Genomic DNA, 20913 nt, shown 5'->3' with positions numbered 1-20913 from the left:
CGTCCGGCCCCGGTTCAGGCGGGGCCGGAAGTCCGGAGCAGATGGACAGGGCGCGAAGCGCCCAAGTCCAGGGGCGCGGGCCGTATCGATGTGCGGCTCCGCCGAGTGGGCGCGACCAGCCCCCACCCACCCGCAGCCGACGACGGCGTACTACGCCTTCGCCAACTCCTCCCGCTGCTCGGGAACCTCGGGCACGCCCGGCTCCCCGTCGTCCAGCAGCGTCTTCTCGTCGAACGGCAGCTCACCCGCGAGCACCTGCTGCACGCGACCCTTGTCGATCTCCTTGGTCCACGTGCCGATCAGCACCGTGGCGACCGCGTTGCCGGCGAAGTTCGTCAGCGCGCGGGCCTCGCTCATGAACCGGTCGATGCCGACGATCAGACCGACGCCGTCCACCAGCGCGGGCTTGTGCGACTGCAGACCACCGGCCAGCGTGGCCAGACCGGCGCCGCTGACGCCCGCCGCGCCCTTCGAGGCCAGCAGCAGGAAGAGCAGCAGCGGGATCTGCTCACCGATCGACATCGGCGTACCGAGGGCGTCGGCGATGTACAGCGACGCCATGGTCATGTAGATCATCGTGCCGTCGAGGTTGAAGGAGTACCCCGTCGGAACGGTGATACCGACGACCGGCTTGCTGATCCCCAGGTGCTCCATCTTCGCGATGAGCCGCGGCAGCGCGGACTCGGAGGAGGAGGTCGACAGGATCAGCAGGAACTCGCGGGCGAGGTACTTGAACAGGCTGAGGATGTTCAGCCCGGTGACGACCCGGAGCATCGTGCCCAGCACCACGAAGACGAACAGCACGCAGGTGATGTAGAAGCCGAGCATCAGCACGGCGAGGCTCTTGAGCGCGTCGAGCCCGGCGGACCCGACGACGGCCGCGATGGCACCGAACGCACCGATCGGCGCGGCCCACATGATCATGCCCAGGATGCGGAAGACGAGCCGCTGGATGTGCTCGATGCCGCGCAGCACCGGCTGCCCGGCCGACCCCATGGCCTGCAGGGCGAACCCGGCGAGCAGCGCGATGAGCAGCGTCTGCAGCACCTGGCCCTCGGTGAAGGCGGAGACGAACGTGGTCGGAATGACCGACAGCACGAAGTCGACGCCGCCGAGCGCCTCGGAGTCCACCTGAGCGTGTCCGGAGGCCTTGAGGGCGTTGGTGATGTGCAGCCCGTCACCGGGGTGCAGGATGTTGCCGACGACCAGGCCGATGGTGAGCGCGACCAGCGACATCACCAGGAAGTAGCCGAGCGCGATACCGCCCACGGCACCGACCTTGGCGGCTTTTCGTACGGACCCGATCCCGAGCACGATCGTGCAGAAGATGATCGGCGAGATCATCATCTTGATCAGGTTGACGAACCCGGTACCGAGGGGCTTGAGCTCGACGCCGGCGTCGGGCCAGATGAGCCCCACGGCGATACCGAGCCCGACCGCGACGATCACGGCGATGTACAGGTAATGGGTACGGTCCCGCTTCGCTGCGGGTGCGGCAGGTGCCGTACTGGGGGTGCTTGCGGCGGCCACGGCTGCCCTCCTTGACGTCTTCGTCGGTATCACCGGCGTGCGGCTCACGTCCGGGGGATATGGGGGTTGCCGTGACTATCTCCTGGTCTGTGAGCCCGGTCACCCTTCCGTTCATTTCGTTCACGCTTCACCCGAGAGGCACACTGCTGCCATGCGCCTCCCGTCCGTCCCCCGTCCCCGCAGCCTGGCCGGCCAGCTGTTCGCCATGCAGGCGGTGCTGATAGCGGTGCTGGTCGCCGGGTACGCGCTGTTCACCTACGTGAGCGACCGCCACCAGGCGGAGGAGGCGGCGACCCGGCAGGCGGCTGCGGTGGCACGGTCGGTGGCGGACGCGCCCTCGGTGCGTTCGGCGATCCACACGTCCGATCCGAGCGCCCTGCTGCAGCCGTACGCCCTCCAGGTCATGCGGGACACCGAGGTCGACTTCATCACGATCATGACCCCGGACGGCATCCGCTGGACCCACCCCGACAAGAACGAGATCGGCAGGCACTACCTGGGCCACATCGAGGCGGCCCAGCACGGCCACACCTACAGCGAGACGTACAAGGGCACCCTCGGCGCGTCGGTGCGCACGGTGACGCCGGTCATGGAGAACGGCCGCGTGATCGGCCTGGTGAGCGCCGGCATCAAGGTGGAGGCGATCAGCAAGCGGGTCCAGGAGCAGGTCACGGCCCTGCTGGGGACCGCGGCCGGCGCACTGCTGCTGGGCGCGCTCGGCACCTACGTCGTCAACGCGCGCCTGCGCCGGCACACGCACGGCATGAACGCGGCCGAGCTGAGCCGGATGCACGACTACCACCAGGCGGCGCTGCACGCGGTCCGCGAGGGCCTGCTGATGCTGGACGGCCAGTTCCGGGTGGCGCTGATCAACGACGGCGGCCGGGAGCTGCTGGGGGTGGGCCCGGAGGGGGAGGTCGTGGGCCGCTCGGTGGCGGACCTGGGCCTGCCGGCACCGCTGACCGGCGCACTGCTGGCCTCGGAGCCCCGGGTGGACGAGGTGCATCTGACGGCGGACCGGGTGCTGGTGGTGAACACCTCGCCGGTGTCGGGCGGTGAGCACCGCGGCACGGTGGTCACCCTCCGGGACGTCACCGAACTCCAGGCCCTGACGGGCGAGCTGGACTCGGAGCGGGGCTTCACGCAGGCGCTGCGCTCCCAGGCGCACGAGGCGGCGAACCGACTGCACACGGTCGTCTCCCTCATCGAGCTGGGGAGGGCTTCGGAGGCGGTGGACTTCGCGACGGCCGAGCTCGAACTGGCGCAGGCGCTGACCGACCAGGTGGTGGCGGCGGTCAGCGAGCCGGTCCTCGCCGCGCTGCTGCTGGGCAAGACGGCCCAGGCGAACGAGCGGGGCGTGGAGCTGGTGGTCTCGGACGAGAGCCGGCTGGATGACGGTTTGCTACCGGAGAGCTTGTCGGCACGCGATCTGGTCACCGTCCTCGGCAACCTGATCGACAACGCGGTGGACGCGGCCCAGGGGACGGTCCGGGCGCGCGTGACAGTGACCGCCTTCGCGGAGGATGCCGAGCTGGTGATGAGGGTGGCGGACACGGGTACGGGGGTGGACCCCGCGCATGCGGAGCTGGTCTTCCAGCGCGGCTTCTCGACGAAGCCGGCGGGACCGGGCGGCCGGGGGCTGGGGCTGGCCCTGGTCCGGCAGGCGGTGACACGGCTGGAGGGCACGCTGACCGTGACGGAGGCGCCGGAGGGCGGGGCGGTGTTCGAGGTGCGGTTGCCGTTGCGGGCGTCGCTGACGGAGGGCGGGGCCCGATGACCGGGGAGCCGATCAGAGTCCTGGTCGTCGAGGACGATCCGGTGGCCGCGGACGCGCATGTCATGTACGTGGGCCGGGTGCCGGGGTTCGTGGCGGTGGGGAAGGCGCACACCGGGGCGGAGGCGCGCCGGATCCTCGACCGCACACCGGTGGACCTGCTCCTCCTGGACCTGCACCTGCCCGACGTGCACGGCTTGCAGTTCGCGCGGTCGCTTCGCGCGGCCGGACATCAGGCGGACGTCATAGCGGTGACCTCGGCACGGGACCTGGCGGTGGTGCGGGAGGGGGTCTCACTGGGTGTCGTCCAGTACGTGCTGAAGCCGTTCACCTTCGCGACGCTGCGCGACCGGCTGACCCGGTACGCGGAGTTCCGGGCGGCGGTGGGCGAGGCGAGCGGCCAGGACGAGGTGGACCGGGCGCTGGGTGCGTTGCGGGCACCGTCGCCCGCGGCGCTGCCGAAGGGGCTGAGCGCGCCGACGCTGGAGCGGGTGACGGTCGCGTTGCGGGAGTCGGAGGAGGGGCTGACCGCGGCGGCACTGGCGGAGAGCGTGGGGATCTCCCGGATCACGGCACGGCGGTATCTGGAGCACCTGGTGGAGGCGGGGACGGCGGGGCGGAGTCCGCTGTACGGGCAGGTGGGGAGGCCGGAGCTGGTTTATCGGTGGGGGCGGCGGTGAGGTGAGGGCTCTCCAGGGCGGCGGCTTGAGTGCGGGATCGGGTGGCTTCGATGAGGGAGTTGGCGCGGGTGTAGGCGTCGGCGGCCTGGAGATAGAGAGCGCGGGCTTCGGAAGGGCGGTGGGCACGCTCGTGGGTGAAGGCCAGGTTTTGCAGGGTCTGTCCTCCCCGGAACCAGTCCTCGAACTCCAGGTAGGCATCCAGGGCCGTGCTGAATGCCTGGATCGCCTCCTCTGCCCGACCTGCCTGTCCCAGGGCGATGCCGAGGTTGTTCCACGCCGTGGCCTCGCGATGGCGGTCCCCGGCAGTCTGGAACAGAGCACGGGCACGGATGTGAGCATCCACCGCCTCCTCCGCCCGGCCCGCCTCACGCAGAGCGAGCCCAAGGTTGTTCCACGCCATGGCCTCGCGATGGGGGTCCCCGGCAGTGTGGCGGTCTCCGGGAGTCTGGAACAGAGCACGGGCACGGATGTGAGCATCCACCGCCTCATCCGCCCGGCCCGCCTCACGCAGAGCGAGTCCAAGATTGTTCCACGCCATGGCCTCGCGGCGGTGATCCGTGGCGGCCTGGTAGAGATCGCGGGCACGGGAATGGGCATCGACCGAATCTTCCGCCCGTCCCGCCTCTCCCAAGGCGTTACCAAGGTTTGTCCATGCGGCGGCCTCGTGGGGGCGATCCCCCGCGCGGTGAGCGGCGTCGCGCGCGGCACGGCACACAGTGATCCAGTCGTCGATATACCGCCGCCAGCTGAGATATTCCGCCAGGCGCTCGGCCAGCCCCGCTGCCAAACCCGCCAACCGCTCTTCCCACGCCCACAACACCGTTGCCACGAGCCCTGTCCGCTCCCCGTCCAGCCACGCCAAAGCCTGCCCCCGGTCCGAGAAGCGCTCGGGCATCTCTCTTCCCGGCAGCCACCGCAACCGCTGATCGGCCTCCTCCGCCACCTGGCAGTAGAACCGCAGCAGCCGCTCCCGCGCCGCCTCACTCTCCTCCCGAAGGCTTTCGCAGCCCGCCACCATGCCCACCCCGAACACCCGCACCAGGTCGTGCAATCGCCACCACCCACGCCCGTGCCCCCGCTCGACGAGGTGTGCACGGGCGAGCGCTCTCAAATCCCGCAGCGGAGGAGCACCGGCCCCCATCAGCGTGGCGGCAATCTCATCACTCACCTCAGCCCCCGGCGCAAGAGCAAGCAGGCGCAGCAGTCGGGCCTGCTCAGGCGGCAGACGCCGGTACGACAGCTCGAAGGCCGCACGCACGCTGCGCTCCCCGTCATCCAGGTGAACCAGCCGATCACGCGAAACCGCAAGCTCGCCGACGAGTTCCGCGACCGGCATACCCGGGTCCTCCGCCAGCAGCGCGGCCGCGATCTGGAGCGCCAGCGGCAGATGTCCGCACAGATCGGCGAGTTGTCCGGCGGCCTCGGCGTCGTCCGCCACCCGACTGTCCTCCGGATCGGCGATCCTCAGGGCCAGGTCGAGAACGCGCCGTGCCTCCTCAGGCGTGAGCTGATCCAACGGCACCAGCCGCGCCCCCAGTTGGGGCAACCGGTCGCGTGACGTCACCAGCACGCGATGCCGCCCCTCCCCCGGCAGCAACGGCCGTACCTGATCCGGCGACGAGGCATTGTCCGCCAGCACCAGCACCGCCCCTCGCTGGGCCAGCACCGACCGATAGAGAACCGCCCGGTCATCGGCCGTGGCCGGAATGTGCTCCGGCTCCACCCCGAGCGCCCGCAGCAACGACTGCAGGGCTTGATCGGCGCTGACCGGCTGCTCGTCGTACCCATGCAGGTCGAGGAAGAGCACCCCGCCCGGGAACCACCCCTTCCCACAGGCCAGATGCGCGGTCTCGACGGCGAGCGCCGTCTTGCCGATTCCCCCGAGCCCCGACACGGCGGTGACGAGGACCGCGGCGGAATCGTCGAGCGCGCGCAGCAGCTCGGCCGTCTCCTCCTCCCGCCCCGTGAACCCGCCGGGCCGCGGCGGCAGCGAGGCCAACGCCTCCGGCGCCGCCGCGCCCTGCTGGATCACGACCTGGACCCCGACCACCTCACGCAGAAAGACCCCACCACGGAAGTCGGAGTGATCACCCCCGTACCAGTCAGCAGCGCTGCCAGGCGCATACCGCTCCATGGCAGCCGCAACCGCACCCGCGACCATCGGATCGCCGCCGAGCAGCTCCGCGACCCGGTCACCCCAGTCCCGTAACGCCTCCGGCCGCCCCGAACCGTCCGCCGCCTCGGCCAGCGCCTGCCCGGCGCCCCCTCCCGCGCCCTCGGCCAGGGCCGCCAGCAAAGCCGATAAAGCCGCTCTCATGCGCCGTTCCGTCCCCCGATGCCCCCTGCGTGGGCATCAACGGTACGGCGTCAGCCCGCAGTCCGTACTGCTCTCGCCGGCCTCATGTAGAGCAGGACCTGTACCCCGAGCCCCACCACCGCGAGCGCCTCCACCACCGACAGCCCGACCAGCAACCCACCGCCGTCCCCGCCGGCCCAGAACACCACCAGCGCGGCCAGCGGCACCGCGCAGAACGCCGTCAGATCGATCACGGCCTGGATCGTCTTACGGGTCCGCCGCCGGACGTCGGTCCGGTGGTACGCCTCCCAGCCAAAGGTCGCGAACTCCCCCTCGGCCGGAGTCAGTTGGGCGAGCCGGGGCCCCAACTCGTCCCGCACGTAGTACCCGATCGCCGAGATCTTCTCGTCGTTGACCAGGTACGTCCACCCGAGCACCACACACACCGGCGGCAGCGCCAGCAGCATCGACGCCTGCTTGGCCTGCGCGGCCGCGGCGATGACGGCGGCCACGACCGCGAGCGTCACGTACAGCAGATTGTCCCGGAACCCGATCCGCGCCTTCTGCTCGTCTTTGATCGTCTGGTACTCGGCGAGCAGCAACTGCCCGACGGTGACACCTTGCTCCGGCATACGGCTCTCCCCACCCGACGCGCCGACTCACGCCGGACGACCATACCCGCGCCGATCTGGTCTGATTACGGCAGTCGCCAACAGGCCTGTAGGTCGGGCAGCTTGGCGCTACCGTTGACAAATGCCCGCGAAGCGACCGCGTCCCACCGCCGCAGCCGTCATCCTCACCGCTCTGCCGGAGGAGTACGACGCTGTGCGCGCCCATCTCGTCGATGCCGAGGAGATCGTCCACCCCAAGAACGGCACCCGGGCCGAACTCGGCCGGCTCGCGGACACCGCCTGGACCGTGGCGCTCGCCGAACTGGGCGTGGGTGCCCTGACCGCCGCCTCGCTCACCACACAGATCGTCGACTGGCTCGACCCCGAGGCGGTGCTCTTCGTCGGCGTCGCGGGCGGGCTGAAGGACGACATCGAGATCGGTGACGTGGTGGTCGGGACGAAGGTGTACGCCATCCACGGCGGCAAGCAGACCCCGGAGGGCTTCCAGGCGCGCCCCGAGATGTGGGTCGGCTCGCACCGGCTGGTGCAGGCGGCGCGCTCCGCGCTGCGGGACATGCCGGACGTACGAGGGCACCGCAAGCCGATCGCCGTCGGCGATGTCGTCCTGGCCGACGACAGATCGGCCTTCGCCGCCCACATCCGCCACCACTACAACGACGCCTGCGCGATCGAGATGGAGGGCTCCGGTGCCGCGCACGCGGCCCACCTGAACGGCCAGTTGGACACCCTGGTGATCCGGGGCATCAGCGACCTCGCCAACGCCGAGAAGCACACGGCCGACGCCTCGGGCTCGCAGACGCTCGCCGCCGAAAGGGCCGCGTCGGTGGCGGTGGGGGTCCTGCGCAAGCACCAGCCCCGGGAGTCCTCCGACTCCGAGGAGGATCCCCAAGAACGGTACGGGGGCGACCACATCGACTTCAGGGGCGGCACCTTCCACGGTCCCGTCATCGGCAAGCAGACCGGACGGTAGCGGCAAGGGCACGGCGCACGGCCCGGTTCCCCACGCGACGGCCACCCTGCCGCCACGCCCGCTGGGCTTCACCGGCAGGTCAGCGGAATTGGACCGACTGCTCCCTCACCTGGACCCGGACAAGGCCGACAGGAACGCCCTGCCACTCCTCATCTTCGCCGTCACCGGCATGGGAGGCATCGGCAAGACCGCGCTGGCCGTGGAGGCGGCACACCGAGCGCGCTCGGAGGGCTGGTTCCCGGGCGGGACCCTCTTCGTGGACCTGCGCGGCTACGACGACGACCCGGTGACAGCCGATCAGGCGGTGCTGGCCCTCCTCGACGCGCTCGGCGTTCGAGGCCAGGATCTGCCGCCGGCCACGGAACGCCAGTACGACGCGTACCGGGCTCTTCTCGCCGGGCGCAAGGACCGGGTGCTGCTGATCCTGGACAACGCCTCGGACCCGTCCCAGTACCTGCCGCTACTGCCGGGCACGGACCACCATCGCGTTCTGATCACATCCCGGGACCGCCCAGACGCCCTACCGGTACGCCTGATCGACCTGGAGGCCCTCGCCCCGGACGACTCCGTCGCCCTGGTCACTCGCGCCCTGCACGATACCGATGAACGCGACGAACGGCCCGGCCGCGAACCGGATGCGGTGCGCGAACTGGCCGACCTCTGCGGTCACTTGCCCCTGGCCCTTCAAATCGGGGCCGCGATGCTGCGCCGACGTCGGCACCGGAGCATCGCCTCGCTGGTCGCCGAGATCAAGGAGACCGGGGACCCGACCACAGTCCTCGACAACGGCAGTCGCGGTACGGATCAGTACGGCCGTTCACTGGCCCTCCGGCCTGTGCTGGAGACCTCGTATCGCCGACTGCCGCCTGATCAGGCTCGGTTGCTGCGGCTGCTCGCCCTCGCACCGGGTGCGGAGACCGGCACGGAGGCGGTGGCCGCACTGGCCCACCTCGATGAGGGGACCGTGCTGTCCTTGCTGGAGGACTTGACCGCCACACATCTCGTCACGCCGGTCCGAGATGGCGAGGGGGCGGCTTCGATGGTGCGGTGGCGGTTGCATGACTTGGTGCGGGCGTATGGGGTGGATGTGGTGGCGGGGGATGTGGGGTTGCGGCAGGAGGGGGAGGCAGCGCGGGAGCGAGTGCTGGAGTTTTACCGCCAGTGGGCGTATGCGGCGAATACTCGGTTGCGTTGGTTGCCGGGGTTGGTGGAGCCGGAGCGGTTCGGGGATCGGGGTGTGGCCTTGGCTTGGTTGGACGTTGAGCGGGCCGGGCTTGTGGCGGCGGTGGGGTGGGCGCGGGAGGAGCGGTACGCAAACGCGGCGGTGCGGCTGGCTCTGTGTCTGGGGGAGTATTTCAGCTGGCGGCGGTATTTCGACGACTGGATCACCGTGGCCGGTACGGCGCGGGAAGCCGCATGCCTCGCCGGCAACCGCCTCCGCGAAGCCATCTCATCGGACCATCTCGGCATCGCCCTGCGGGAGGCGGGCCGAGTAGAGGAGGCAATCAAAGCCCACACGCACGCTCGCGACCTCTATCAAGATGCCGACAACCGCCGCCACGAGGCCATCGCGTGGAACAACCTCGGCAACGCCCTGCAGGAGGCGGGCCGAGTAGAGGAGGCAATCAAAGCCCTCACCCACGCCCGCGACCTGTCCAGGGATACCGACGACCGCCATCACGAGGCCATGGCGTGGAGCAACCTCGGTGTCGCCCTGTGGGAGACGGGCCGAGTGGAGGAGGCGATCGAAGCCCTCACCCACGCCCGCGACCTGTATCAAGATGCCGACGACCGCTACCGCAAGGCCACCGTGTGGAACAACCTCGGCAACGCCCTGCGGAAGGCGGGCCGAGTGGAGGAGTCGGTCGAGGCGCATGCCGAGGCGTTGAGGGGTCATGAAGAGTTCGAGGACTGGTACCGGGCTGGCCAGGACCTCCACAACCTGGCCATCGCCCACGAGATCGCCCAGCGCCCGGCCGACGCCCGAGCTCACTACCTCCAGGCCGCCGAAGCCTTCACCCGAGCCAACGCCCCCGCCAAAGCAGCCCAAGCCCACGCCCGGGCCGCCCGACTCGCCTAGCCACCCTCACCACCCCCCAGCCCCGCACCCCGGCAGCACCGCCCACATCCGCGTCCCACCCCCCGGCTCCCGCCCCTCCCCGAACCCCCACTCCCCCTCGCACGCCCGCACCACGCACCCCAGTACCCGCAGCGCGGCCCGCCTCCGCACCTCGCAGGCCGCGGCGACCCGAGGGTGACGGTGCCGGGGATGTCCGTCGTAGAGGATCACCCGCAGCGCGTCCTCCCGGTACCGCAGCGACAGATACACCTCCTCCCCCGGCGCGAACCGACCAGCGCACGCGGCCAATTCGCTCACCACCTGCACCGCCGCGTCCGTCATGCCCTCCAGCCCGTGCACCTTCAGTACGACCCTGGTGGCCGCCCGCGCGACCCGGCAACTGGCTGCGCCCGCAGGCAGCGTGAAGCTGTAGGCGAGCGTGTCCGGAGAGGGTGCCGCCACCTCCGGGACGTCGTCCGTGACGATGGGACAGGGCGTGGCCATGAGTAACTCCTCTTCGACAGACGGGACTTGAGACACCCACACGACACCGCCGGTGGCCTGTCGCACGCACCCGGGCAGGCTCGCGCGATGCACTTCCGGCGACGTCGATCCGTAAGCGACCCATTACCGACTGTAGAGACATGAGGGGGCTCTTTGCCACCTACTCACCGGGATTGCCACTATCGAGGTGGACCAAGCCCGCGCTCGGGAGGCAGACTGGCGCCACAACCAACGGAGGAACTGACACATGCCACCGAGGTCAACGCCCACGGAGCGCCAGAAGCGGCTGGGCGCCGAGTTGCGCAAGATGCGGATCGCGGCGGACGTGACCACCGACTACGCGGCCGGACTGCTCGGGCTTGACCGCACCAAGGTGTCCAACATGGAAGCCGGGGCCCGCGCCATCTCCCCCGAGCGCGTGCGGGTCCTCGCCTGCAACTACGCCTGCCATGACGAGGCGTACGTCGACGCGCTGGCCGAGATGGCGAGCGATCGCAAGCGGACCTGGTGGGACGCGTACCGGGGTCAGCTCCCCGCAGGGCTCCTCGACATCGCCGAGCTGGAGTGGCACGCCAAGAGCGTCCGTGTCGGCCTGTCCCTGATCATGCCGGGACTGCTCCAGACCGACGGGTACGCCCGCACGATGTTCTCCGCCGCGCTGCCGCCTCTCTCGGCCGCAGAGATCGAGCTGCGCGTGGCCCTGCGCATGCAGCGGCAGCAGGTGCTCTACCGCGAAGACCCCATCACGTACACCGGGTACGTGCACGAGGCCGCCCTGCGCATGGAGTTCGGCGGTGCCAAGCTGACGCGAGGACAGCTGGACCACCTGTGCGACGCATCCGAGCGTGACAACATCAACGTGCGCGTGATCCCCTTCAAAGTCGGCGTGTTCCCCGGAGCCGGCCAGGCCGTGACCTACGCCGAGGGGCCGGTTCCCCAGCTCGACACCGTGGAACTGGACTCCGCCCACGGCCCCGAGTTCAGCCACGGCCAGTCACAACTCGACAAGTACCGAGCCCACTTGGACTGGATGGAAGCCGCGTCCCTTTCCCCCGAGGCCTCACACGACTTCATCCAGGTCATCGCCCACAACCTCTGAGGAGCAACCCGTGCCTGACATCACCTGGGAAGAGCCGTTCTGCACCGAGGGCGCCAACTGCTTCCGCCTCGGCACCGACCCCCAAGGCAACGCCTACATAGCCGTCGCCGGTCAGGAGGACACGTACCTCACCGACACCCGCGAAGCCCTCCGCACGCTCATCCGCGACATCAAGGCCGGCAGAGCCGACCACCTCCTCTAGCCGGTCTCCCCCTCCAGGACGCCCGGCCGGAACGGCTCCACCCCGACCACCCGCCGTACCTTCACCGGCTCGATCAGCAGCATCACCCGCCGCTCCCCGGGCAGCAGCCACGGATACCGGTCCTCCCCGATGTACTTGCGGGTCAGCCGGTCCATGGAACGCTCCGCCTCCTCCCCCTCCACGAACCGCACCACCCGCCCCCGGATCTCCACCCGGTCGTAGGGGTTGTCGGGGTCGTGGTGCGAGAGTGAGACGCCGGGGTTGCGCCGCAGGTTCTCCTCCTTCACGCGGCCGATCGCCGTGTTGACCATGACGTGGTCGCCCTCGATGTCCACCCACATGGGCGACACCTGCGGGGTACCGTCCGGTCCGACGGTCGCGAGATGCCAGAAGTTCGGCGCCAGCAGCCGCTCACGAACCTGCTCGTCCAGCTTGCCTGTGCGGTCCACGGAATACATGGGGGCATCCTCGCCGCCTCCCTCCCCGAGCAAACCCCCGCACACTCATTGACCTGACTAGACCACTCCACTTACCTTCACACGGCAAGAGACGAACCCCCAGGCCACAGCGCAGTGGCCGCCGAGGAGGTCGTGCCCGTGCGCCCCACCGCCGTCAGCATCCTTGCCCTCTCCCTCGTCACCGCCGCCGCTTCCCTCACCGCGTGCGGCAGCGGGTCCGGGAGCAGTCCCGACACCGTGAAGATCTCTTTCAAGCAGTCCATGGACAACTCCGTCAAGGTGACGGACACCTATCTCGCGGACATCAAGAAGCAGTTCGAGAAGGAGTACCCGGGGAAGAAGGTCGAACTCGTCCCCATCAAGGCCTCGGACGCGGATTACTACACCAAGCTCCAGCAGATGCTCCGGTCCCCGCGAACCGCTCCCGACCTCGTCTACGAGGACACCTTCCTCATCAACTCCGACATCACCAGCGGGTATCTGAAGCCCCTCGACTCCTACCTCGCCAAGTGGAAGGACTGGGGGCAGTTCATCGACACCGCGAAGTCGGCGGCCAGAGGTGAGGACGGGAAGACGTACGGCGTCCCGGACGGCACCGACACCCGCGGTCTCTGGTTCGACAAGCGGGTGTTCGAGAAGGCCGGGCTGCCCACCGACTGGCAGCCCAAGAACTGGGACGACGTGCTCGCCGCCGCCCGGACCATCAAGGCCAAGGTGCCCGGCGTCACGCCCCTCAACGTCTACACCGGCAAGGCCGCCGGTGAGACCGCCAGCATGCAGGGCTTCGAGATGCTGCTGTACGGCACCAACGACGGGACCACCGACCCCCTGTACGACAAGACCGGCAAGAAGTGGATCGCCGGGAGTCAGGGGTTCAAGGACGCGTTGTCCTTCGTCGAAACCGTGTACAAGGACAAGCTGGGCCCGGACGTCTCCGACGCGCTCGACCCCAACTACCGCAACACCGTCTGGGGTGAACTCCTGCCCCAGGGCAAGCTGGGCATCAACCTCGACGGGTCCTGGCTTCCCCAGAACTGGCTCAAGGGCAGCGGTCACGAGTGGCCCGACTGGTCCGAGCAACTCGGCCTCGCCTACATGCCGACCCAGCACGGTCAGGCACCCGGCAAGGTGAGCATGTCCGGCGGCTGGACCTGGTCCATCCCCGCCAAGGCCGGCAACCCCGACCTCGCCTTCGACTTCATCAAGACCATGCAGACCAAGGCGAACGCCCAGAAGTGGTACATCGCCAACTCGGGGATCGCGGTCCGGAAGGACGTCGCGAGCGATCCGTCGTACACGTCCGCCCAGCCGGGCATCAAGTTCTTCACCGATCTCGTCGCCAGCACGCACTACCGGCCCGCCTACACGGCCTACCCGAAGGTCTCCACCGCCATCCAGGAGGCCATGGAGAGCGTGACCACCGGTGACTCATCGGTCGACAAGGCGGCGAGTACCTACGATTCGACGCTCAAGGACGTGACCGACAACCAAGTGGTCACCCAGTGATCACCCGTCGCATCGCCCGCACTCTCCCGCTCACCCCCGCCCTGGTCCTGCTCCTCCTCTTCCTGGGCGGGCCGATCGTCTACTGCGCCTACATCGCCTTCACCGACCTCCAGCTCACCGGTCAGGCGCACTCCTCCTTCGTGGGTTTCGCCAACTTCCGTACGGCGTTCCACGACGACGCCTTCCTGAACGCCGTCTGGCTGACCCTCGTCTTCACCGTGGTGTCCGCGCTCGTCGGGCAGAACACGCTGGGGCTGGCGCTCGCCGCGCTGATGCGGCGGGCGTCCAAGCCGGTGCGGACGCTCACCGGCGGGATCGTGATCACGGCGTGGGTGCTGCCGGAGGTCGTCGCCGGGTTTCTGCTGTACGCCTTCTTCCGGCGGGAGGGGACGCTCAACGCGATCCTGGACTTCCTCCATCTCCCGTCCCAGAACTGGCTGTTCACGCTGCCGATCCTGGCCGTGTCGTTCGCCAACGTGTGGCGCGGCACCGCCTTCTCGATGCTCGTCTACTCCGCCGCCCTCGACGAGATACCGGACGAGATCGAGGAGTCGGCGGAGGTCGACGGCGCCGGGGGCTGGCGGCGGATGTGGCACATCACGCTGCCGATGATCCGCCGGTCCATCGGGACGAACCTGATGCTCAACACCCTCCAGACGCTCTCCGTCTTCGGGCTGATCTGGGTGATGACGCGGGGCGGGCCGGGCGACCGGAGCCAGACCCTGCCCCTCTTCATGTACGAACAGGCCTTCCAGAACAGCATGATCGGGTACGGGACGGCGGTCGCCCTGCTCCTTCTGCTGGTCGGCTCGCTCTTCTCCGTCGTCTACATGCGACTGCTGCGTACGGAGGTGTGAGCCGGACCATGCCTGGCAATCGCCGGCGCTCCCGCCGTCTCGCCGCCGACCTCGGGCTTCTCGTCGTGGCCGCCGCCTTCGTGCTGCCGCTGGCCTGGGTGCTGCTCTCCGCCGTCGACCCGCACGCCGATCTCCGGGTGCGGATCCCGGACGGGTTCACCTTCGCCAACTTCGACGCGATCCTCACCCCCGACATCACCTACACCCCGCTCCTCAACAGCCTGATCCTCTGCGGCGGCGCCACCGCGCTCACCGTGGCCTGCGCCGCCCTCGCCGCCTACCCGCTCTCCCGCTACCGCTCCCGCCTCAACCGGCCGTTCCTGCTCTCCATCCTCTTCGCGACGAGCCTGCCGATCACCGCGATCATGGTGCCGGTGTACGCGCTGTTCGTACGGATCAACCTCATCGACACCATGCAGGGCACCATCCTGTTCTTCGCCGCCTCCCAACTCCCCTTCGCCATCTGGCTGATGAAGAACTTCATGGACGGTGTGCCGAAGGAGCTGGAGGAGGCCGCCTGGACGGACGGCGCCAATCCCTTCCAGTCGCTGGTGCGGATCGTGCTGCCGCTGATGGGGCCGGGGCTCGCCGTCGTCACCGTCTTCGCCTTCGTGATGATGTGGGGCAACTTCTTCGTCCCGTTCATGCTGCTGCTCTCGCCGGACCAGATGCCCGCCTCGGTCAGCATCAACGACTTCTTCGGCAACCGTGGCATGGTCGCCTACGGCCAGCTCGCCGCGTTCTCCGTCATCTACTCGACGCCGGTGATCCTGCTGTACGTCCTGGTGGCACGGCGGCTGGGCGGCGGATTCGCGCTGGGCGGCGCCGTCAAGGGGTGAAGCGGCGCCGTCAAGGGATGAACAGGTCGACCGTACGGTCGAATCCGTACGTTCCCACAATCCGTGTTCCTGGCCGAACGGACCGTAGTCAGTGCCCTCGCAAGCCCTTACCTTGTGCGCTGTGCGCCGACCCCCAGCTCTGCCGAACCAGCCAGGTCCCCCCTTCAACGCCCCCGCCGCCCGCAGACTCCGTGCCGCTCTCGGCATGGGCCCCGAACATGTGGCCCACCATCTGCGGGCCTCGTACGGGATGCCGTACGCCACCCCCGATCTCGTCCTCGCCTGGGAACGCGGCGCGGTGATCCCGAGCAGTCCCGAACTCACCGCGCTCTCGGGCGTGTTGTGGTGCTCCCCGGGCGAACTGATCGACCGGCCGCGGACCCTGCGCGAGCATCGCGTCGCCCGCGGGCTGGCACCGGAGGACGTGGCGCTGGCCGTGGGCCTCGAACTCCTCGTCTACCTGGCCATGGAGGAGGACGGGCAGTGGCAGGGCACGGAACGCCAGTCCGCCGCCCTCGCCGACCTGCTCCAACTGTCCCTGCCCGACTACATCACCGTCACCGGCCGCGAGGAGAAACTGGCCGAACTGCTGCGCAGCGCGGTCACCACCCGCTGGCAGGCCTACGTCCGCCCGGTGAGCAAGGTGGTCCCCCTGGACAAACGACTGGTCGAGAACGTCCTGCGGGGGTTGCACGAGGACTACCAGGGCCACATGACAGCCACCCTGGCCTGGGGCAACACGACCACGACGGCGGAGGACGCCAAGGAAATGGGCGAGGACTTCCTGACCGGGATAGTGCCCCGCTTCTGGTACGGGTTACAGGGCGGTGCCACCACTTGATCGCGCCCTGATGGACGCGCCCCGAAAGGGGCGCGGGGCTGTGTCGATCTGCGGCTCCGCCGCGTGGGCGCGCTCAACCCTCACCGGCCCGCAGTTCACCTACAACCGGAACCGCCCCTTAAAAAACCGACTCCGCCTCGTCCATCCGGTCCTTCGGCACCGTCTTCAACTCGGTGACCGCCTCCGCGAGCGGCACCATCACGATGTCCGTCCCTCGCAGGGCCGTCATCCTCCCGAACTCGCCCTGGTGCGCCGCCTCCACGGCGTGCCAGCCGAACCGGGTCGCGAGGACACGGTCGTAGGCCGTCGGCGTGCCGCCCCGCTGCACGTGCCCGAGGATGACCGGCTTGGCCTCCTTGCCGAGCCGCCGCTCCAGCTCGTACGCCAGTGCCGTACCGATGCCCTGGAAGCGCTCGTGGCCGTACTTGTCGATCGCACCCTTGCCGTAGTCCATCGAGCCCTCGGCGGGATGCGCGCCCTCGGCCACGCACACCACGGCGAACTTCTTGCCGCGGGCGAACCGCTCCTCGACCATCTTGACCAGGTCGGCGGGGTCGAAGGGCCGCTCGGGCAGGCAGATGCCGTGCGCACCGGCCGCCATCCCGGACTCCAGGGCGATCCACCCGGCGTGCCGGCCCATCACCTCGACGACCATCACCCGCTGGTGGGACTCGGCGGTGGTCTTCAGCCGGTCCATCGCCTCCGTGGCGACGCCCACCGCCGTGTCGAAGCCGAAGGTGCGGTCGGTCGAGGAGATGTCGTTGTCGATGGTCTTCGGGACGCCCACGACCGGCAGGCCGGCGTCGGACAGCATGCGTGCCGCCGTCAGCGTGCCCTCGCCGCCGATCGGGATCAGCACGTCGATGCCGAACTCCTCCGCCATGTCGGTGGCCCGCTCGCAGGCTTCGCGCAGGCGGTCCCGCTCCAGCCGCGAGGATCCCAGGATCGTGCCGCCGCGGGCCAGGATGCCGCCGACGGCGTCCAGGTCGAGGGGGCGGTAGTGGCCCTCCAGCAGGCCCCGGAAGCCGTCCTCGAAACCGATGACCTCGTCGTCGTACTGTGCGACTGCGCGGTGTACCACCGATCGGATGACGGCGTTCAGGCCGGGGCAGTCGCCGCCTGCGGTGAGAACTCCGATGCGCATGGTGGTGTGTCTCCTGCTCGCTGTCGTTACCGGTGAGCCGATCCGATTGTTTCATGCCGCGCGAGTGGGTGAAATCCTGAGGGGCGCCTTATCCGGCGCCAAGGGTATTGTCAAGAGGGTTCCGCTCACCCCGGTGGGCGATTTTTGTGCGACTACGCAGGGATGGAGTGCACACGTGACGCGCAGCGTGTACGTGACCGGGATCGACCGCGGCGACGGCCGCCAGGTCGTGGAGCTGGGCATGATGGAGCTCCTGACCCGGCAGGTCGACCGGGTCGGTGTCTTCCGCCCTCTCGTCCACGACGGGCCCGACCGTCTGTTCGAGCTGCTGCGTGCGCGGTACCGGCTCTCCCAGGATCCGGCGACCGTCTACGGCATGGACTACCACGAGGCGTCCGCCCTCCAGGCGGAGCGGGGCGCCGACGAACTGGTCTCCACCCTCGTCGACCGCTTCCACCTGGTCGCCCGCGCCTACGACGTCGTCCTGGTCCTCGGCACCGACTTCGCCGACACCCAGTTCCCGGACGAGCTGTCCCTCAACGCCCGGCTCGCCAACGAGTTCGGCGCCTCCGTGATCCCGGTGGTCGGCGGCCGCGACCAGAGCGCCGAGTCGGTGCTCGCGGAGACCCGGAACGCGTTCCGGGCGTACGACGGTCTCGGCTGCGACGTGCTGGCGATGGTCGCCAACCGGGTCGCCCGCCAGGACCGCGACGAGATAGCCGAGCGGATCACCGACCGGCTGCCGGTGCCGACGTACGTGCTGCCGGACGAGCCGGCGCTGTCCGCGCCGACGGTCGCCCAGATCAGCCACGCGCTCGGTGCGAAGGTGCTGCTCGGCGACGACTCGGGCCTGGCCCGGGACACGCTGGACTTCGTCTTCGGCGGCGCGATGCTGCCGAACTTCCTGCCCGCGCTGACCCCGGGCTGCCTGGTGGTGACCCCCGGCGACCGCGCCGACCTGGTCGTCGGCTCGCTCGCCGCGCACAGCGCCGGCACCCCGCCGATAGCCGGCGTGCTGCTCACCCTGAACGAGCGGCCCACCGACGAGATCCTCACCCTCGCCGCCCGGCTCGCCCCGGGCACCCCGGTCCTCTCGGTGCCGGGCAACAGCTTCCCGACCGCCGCCCAGCTGTTCTCCCTGGAGGGCAAGCTGAACGCGGCCACCCCGCGCAAGGCGGAGACCGCACTCGGCCTGTTCGAGCGGTACGTGGACACCGCCGGCCTCAACAAGGAGGTCTCGGCACCGAGCAGCGGCCGGGTCACCCCGATGATGTTCGAGCACAAACTGCTCGAACAGGCGCGTACGGACAAGCGGCGGGTGGTGCTGCCGGAGGGCACCGAGACGCGGGTGCTGCACGCGGCCGAGGTGCTGCTGCGCCGGGGCGTCTGCGACCTGACCCTCCTCGGCCCCGTCGACCAGATCCGCAAGAAGGCCGCCGACCTCGGTATCGACCTCGCGGACGCCCAGCTGATCGACCCGGCCACCTCCGAACTGCGCGACACCTTCGCCGAGCAGTACGCCCTGCTCCGCGCCCACAAGGGCGTGACGGTGGAGCTGGCGTACGACGTGGTCACCGACGTCAACTACTTCGGCACCCTGATGGTCCAGGAGGGGCTGGCGGACGGCATGGTCTCCGGGTCGGTGCACTCCACGGCGGCGACCATCCGCCCGGCCTTCGAGATCATCAAGACGAAGCCGGGTTCGTCGATCGTCTCGTCCGTGTTCTTCATGTGCCTCGCCGACAAGGTGCTGGTCTACGGCGACTGTGCGGTCAACCCGGACCCGAACGCCGAGCAGCTCGCCGACATCGCCATTCAGTCGGCCGCCACCGCCGCCCAGTTCGGGGTGGAGCCGCGGATCGCGATGCTGTCGTACTCCACGGGGACGTCCGGTTCGGGGGCGGACGTGGACAAGGTGCGGGAGGCGACCGAGCTGGCGCGCTCACGCAGGCCCGATCTGAAGATCGAGGGTCCCATCCAGTACGACGCCGCCGTGGAGCCCAGCGTCGCGGCGACCAAGCTGCCGGGCTCGGAGGTCGCCGGACAGGCCAGCGTGCTGATCTTCCCGGACCTCAACACCGGCAACAACACCTACAAGGCCGTGCAGCGGTCGGCCGGCGCGATCGCCGTCGGACCGGTGCTCCAGGGGCTGCGCAAGCCCGTCAACGACCTGTCCCGGGGCGCCCTCGTCCAGGACATCGTCAACACCGTCGCCATCACGGCGATCCAGGCCCAGAACCCGAGCCCGTCCCCCAGCGAGAAGGCAACCGCCCAGTGAGTCCGACCCGTGTCCTCGTCCTCAACTCCGGCTCCTCGTCGGTGAAGTACCAGCTGCTGGACATGCGGGACAGCAGCCGGCTGGCGGTGGGCCTCGTCGAGCGCATCGGCGAGCAGACCTCGCGGCTGAAGCACACCTGTGTCTCCACCGGGGACGTCCGGGAGCACACCGGGCCGATCGCCGACCACGACGCCGCCCTGAAGGCCGTGGCGGAGGAGCTGGCGAAGGACGGGTTCGGGCTCGACTCGCCGGAACTCGTCGCGATCGGGCACCGGGTGGTGCACGGCGGGATGTTCTTCACCGAGCCGACCGTCATCGACGACGAGGTGCTCACCGAGATCGAGCGGCTGATCCCGATCGCCCCGCTGCACAACCCGGCGAACCTGACCGGCATCCGCGGCGCCCGGGCGCTGCGCCCGGACCTGCCGCAGGTCGCCGTCTTCGACACGGCGTTCCACACGACCCTGCCGGAGTCCGCGGCCCGCTACGCGATCGACCCGAAGATCGCCGACCGGCACCGGATCCGCCGCTACGGCTTCCACGGCACCTCGCACGCCTATGTCTCCCGGGCGACCGCGCGGCTGCTGGGAAAGACACCTGAAGAGGTGAATGTCATCGTGCTGCATCTCGGCAACGGGGCGTCCGCCTCGGCGGTCGAGGGCGGCCGGTGCGTGGACACCTCCATGGGGCTGACGCCTTTGGAGGGGCTGGTGATGGGTACGCGTTCCGGTGATCTGGATCCCGCCGTCATTTTCCATTTGGCGCGTGTTGGCGGAATGTCCATGGATGAGATCGACACTCTTCTCAACAAGGGGAGCGGTCTGTTCGGACTGTGCGGTGACAACGACATGCGGGAGATCCGGCGCCGGATCGACGAGGGCGACGAGCAGGCGAAGCTCGCCTTCGACATCTACATTCACCGTCTGAAGAAGTACATCGGCGCCTACTACGCCGTGCTCGGCCGGGTGGATGCCGTGGCGTTCACGGCGGGGGTCGGCGAGAACGCGGCACCCGTGCGGGAGGCCGCCGTGGCCGGGCTGGAGGGGCTGGGACTGGCCGTCGACCCGGAGCTGAACGCCGTACGGGCGGACGGGCCGCGGCTGATATCACCGGCGGACGCGCGTGTCGCCGTCGCCGTGGTGCCGACGGACGAGGAACTTGAGATCGCCACCCAGACGTACGCGCTGGTCGGTGCCGGCAGAAATAACAGCTGAGCATATCGGCGCCCATTTGTATCTTCCGCC

General features: G+C 69.5%; 18 protein-coding genes. 12 read left to right on the top strand and 6 right to left on the bottom strand.

Annotated features, from left to right (window positions below; translation table 11 throughout):
* Positions 1–150 precede the first annotated feature (150 nt).
* Positions 151–1530, bottom strand: a complete 1380-nt coding sequence (locus ACFWXC_RS48445; RefSeq protein ID WP_384489881.1) for a cation:dicarboxylate symporter family transporter — start codon at positions 1528–1530, stop codon at positions 151–153.
* A 151-nt stretch (positions 1531–1681) separates the two neighbouring features.
* Between ACFWXC_RS48445 and ACFWXC_RS48440 the strand changes: the two genes are divergently transcribed.
* Both ACFWXC_RS48440 and ACFWXC_RS48435 read left to right on the top strand, forming a co-directional pair.
* Positions 1682–3307, top strand: coding sequence for an ATP-binding protein (locus tag ACFWXC_RS48440; protein WP_384489879.1), 1626 nt, complete (start codon positions 1682–1684; stop codon positions 3305–3307).
* Positions 3304–3984: a response regulator gene (locus tag ACFWXC_RS48435; RefSeq protein WP_384489877.1), complete on the top strand. Its 681-nt coding sequence runs from the start codon at positions 3304–3306 to the stop codon at positions 3982–3984. The genes ACFWXC_RS48440 and ACFWXC_RS48435 overlap by 4 nt, the downstream gene beginning before the upstream one ends.
* Here ACFWXC_RS48435 and ACFWXC_RS48430 read toward each other — a convergent pair.
* Both ACFWXC_RS48430 and ACFWXC_RS48425 read right to left on the bottom strand, forming a co-directional pair.
* Positions 3872–6301 carry a tetratricopeptide repeat protein gene (locus ACFWXC_RS48430; RefSeq protein ID WP_384489875.1) on the bottom strand — a complete coding sequence of 810 codons (2430 nt, stop codon included), beginning with the start codon at positions 6299–6301 and terminating at the stop codon, positions 3872–3874. The two genes, ACFWXC_RS48435 and ACFWXC_RS48430, sit on opposite strands and share 113 nt — an antisense overlap.
* Positions 6302–6351: 50 nt before the next feature.
* Positions 6352–6912 carry a hypothetical protein gene (locus tag ACFWXC_RS48425; RefSeq protein WP_384489873.1) on the bottom strand — a complete coding sequence of 187 codons (561 nt, stop codon included), beginning with the start codon at positions 6910–6912 and terminating at the stop codon, positions 6352–6354.
* A gap of 121 nt (positions 6913–7033) precedes the next feature.
* On the opposite strand from ACFWXC_RS48425, the gene ACFWXC_RS48420 reads away from it, so the two are divergent.
* Complete coding sequence (locus tag ACFWXC_RS48420; RefSeq protein ID WP_384489871.1) at positions 7034–7882, top strand: 5'-methylthioadenosine/S-adenosylhomocysteine nucleosidase; 849 nt, start codon at positions 7034–7036, stop codon at positions 7880–7882.
* An 88-nt stretch (positions 7883–7970) separates the two neighbouring features.
* Positions 7971–9962, top strand: a complete 1992-nt coding sequence (locus ACFWXC_RS48415) for a tetratricopeptide repeat protein (protein ID WP_384489869.1) — start codon at positions 7971–7973, stop codon at positions 9960–9962.
* A gap of 6 nt (positions 9963–9968) precedes the next feature.
* Here the strand turns inward: ACFWXC_RS48415 and ACFWXC_RS48410 are convergent, their stop codons facing one another.
* On the bottom strand, positions 9969–10445 hold the full coding sequence (locus tag ACFWXC_RS48410) for an ATP-binding protein (protein ID WP_384489867.1): 477 nt from the start codon (positions 10443–10445) through the stop codon (positions 9969–9971).
* Between the two features lie 247 nt (positions 10446–10692).
* Here ACFWXC_RS48410 and ACFWXC_RS48405 point away from each other — a divergent pair, with 247 nt between their 5' ends.
* The gene (locus ACFWXC_RS48405; RefSeq protein ID WP_384489865.1) at positions 10693–11544 is read left to right on the top strand and encodes a helix-turn-helix domain-containing protein; all 852 of its coding nucleotides are present in this window, start codon (positions 10693–10695) and stop codon (positions 11542–11544) included.
* A 10-nt stretch (positions 11545–11554) separates the two neighbouring features.
* Positions 11555–11746, top strand: coding sequence for a hypothetical protein (locus tag ACFWXC_RS48400; protein ID WP_181802713.1), 192 nt, complete (start codon positions 11555–11557; stop codon positions 11744–11746).
* Here ACFWXC_RS48400 and ACFWXC_RS48395 read toward each other — a convergent pair.
* Positions 11743–12204 (bottom strand): PPOX class F420-dependent oxidoreductase, encoded by a 462-nt coding sequence (locus ACFWXC_RS48395; protein ID WP_384489863.1) that lies wholly within the window; start codon positions 12202–12204, stop codon positions 11743–11745. The genes ACFWXC_RS48400 and ACFWXC_RS48395 overlap by 4 nt on opposite strands.
* Before the next feature lie 132 nt (positions 12205–12336).
* On the opposite strand from ACFWXC_RS48395, the gene ACFWXC_RS48390 reads away from it, so the two are divergent.
* From ACFWXC_RS48390 to ACFWXC_RS48375, 4 genes are all read left to right on the top strand, one after another.
* The gene (locus ACFWXC_RS48390) at positions 12337–13710 is read left to right on the top strand and encodes an extracellular solute-binding protein (protein ID WP_384489861.1); all 1374 of its coding nucleotides are present in this window, start codon (positions 12337–12339) and stop codon (positions 13708–13710) included.
* Entirely contained in the window at positions 13707–14567 is an 861-nt protein-coding gene (locus ACFWXC_RS48385; RefSeq protein ID WP_384489859.1) for a carbohydrate ABC transporter permease, read from the top strand. Before ACFWXC_RS48390 ends, ACFWXC_RS48385 begins: the two co-directional genes overlap by 4 nt.
* 8 nt (positions 14568–14575) lie before the next feature.
* Entirely contained in the window at positions 14576–15406 is an 831-nt protein-coding gene (locus tag ACFWXC_RS48380; protein ID WP_384489857.1) for a carbohydrate ABC transporter permease, read from the top strand.
* A gap of 121 nt (positions 15407–15527) precedes the next feature.
* Positions 15528–16247, top strand: coding sequence for an XRE family transcriptional regulator (locus ACFWXC_RS48375; RefSeq protein ID WP_384489855.1), 720 nt, complete (start codon positions 15528–15530; stop codon positions 16245–16247).
* Between the two features lie 118 nt (positions 16248–16365).
* Here ACFWXC_RS48375 and ACFWXC_RS48370 read toward each other — a convergent pair whose 3' ends face one another.
* Positions 16366–17391 carry an ATP-dependent 6-phosphofructokinase gene (locus ACFWXC_RS48370; RefSeq protein WP_384489853.1) on the bottom strand — a complete coding sequence of 342 codons (1026 nt, stop codon included), beginning with the start codon at positions 17389–17391 and terminating at the stop codon, positions 16366–16368.
* A gap of 175 nt (positions 17392–17566) precedes the next feature.
* Here ACFWXC_RS48370 and pta point away from each other — a divergent pair, with 175 nt between their 5' ends.
* Complete coding sequence (pta, locus tag ACFWXC_RS48365) at positions 17567–19669, top strand: phosphate acetyltransferase (protein WP_384489851.1); 2103 nt, start codon at positions 17567–17569, stop codon at positions 19667–19669.
* Positions 19666–20883 carry an acetate kinase gene (locus tag ACFWXC_RS48360; protein WP_384489849.1) on the top strand — a complete coding sequence of 406 codons (1218 nt, stop codon included), beginning with the start codon at positions 19666–19668 and terminating at the stop codon, positions 20881–20883. The genes pta and ACFWXC_RS48360 overlap by 4 nt, the downstream gene beginning before the upstream one ends.
* Positions 20884–20913 lie beyond the last annotated feature (30 nt).

This window comes from Streptomyces sp. NPDC058683, from assembly GCF_042716195.1.
GTDB lineage: Bacteria > Actinomycetota > Actinomycetes > Streptomycetales > Streptomycetaceae > Streptomyces.
The sequence above is the reverse complement of the archived record's forward strand: the minus strand, read 5'-3'. Positions and strand labels throughout refer to the sequence as shown.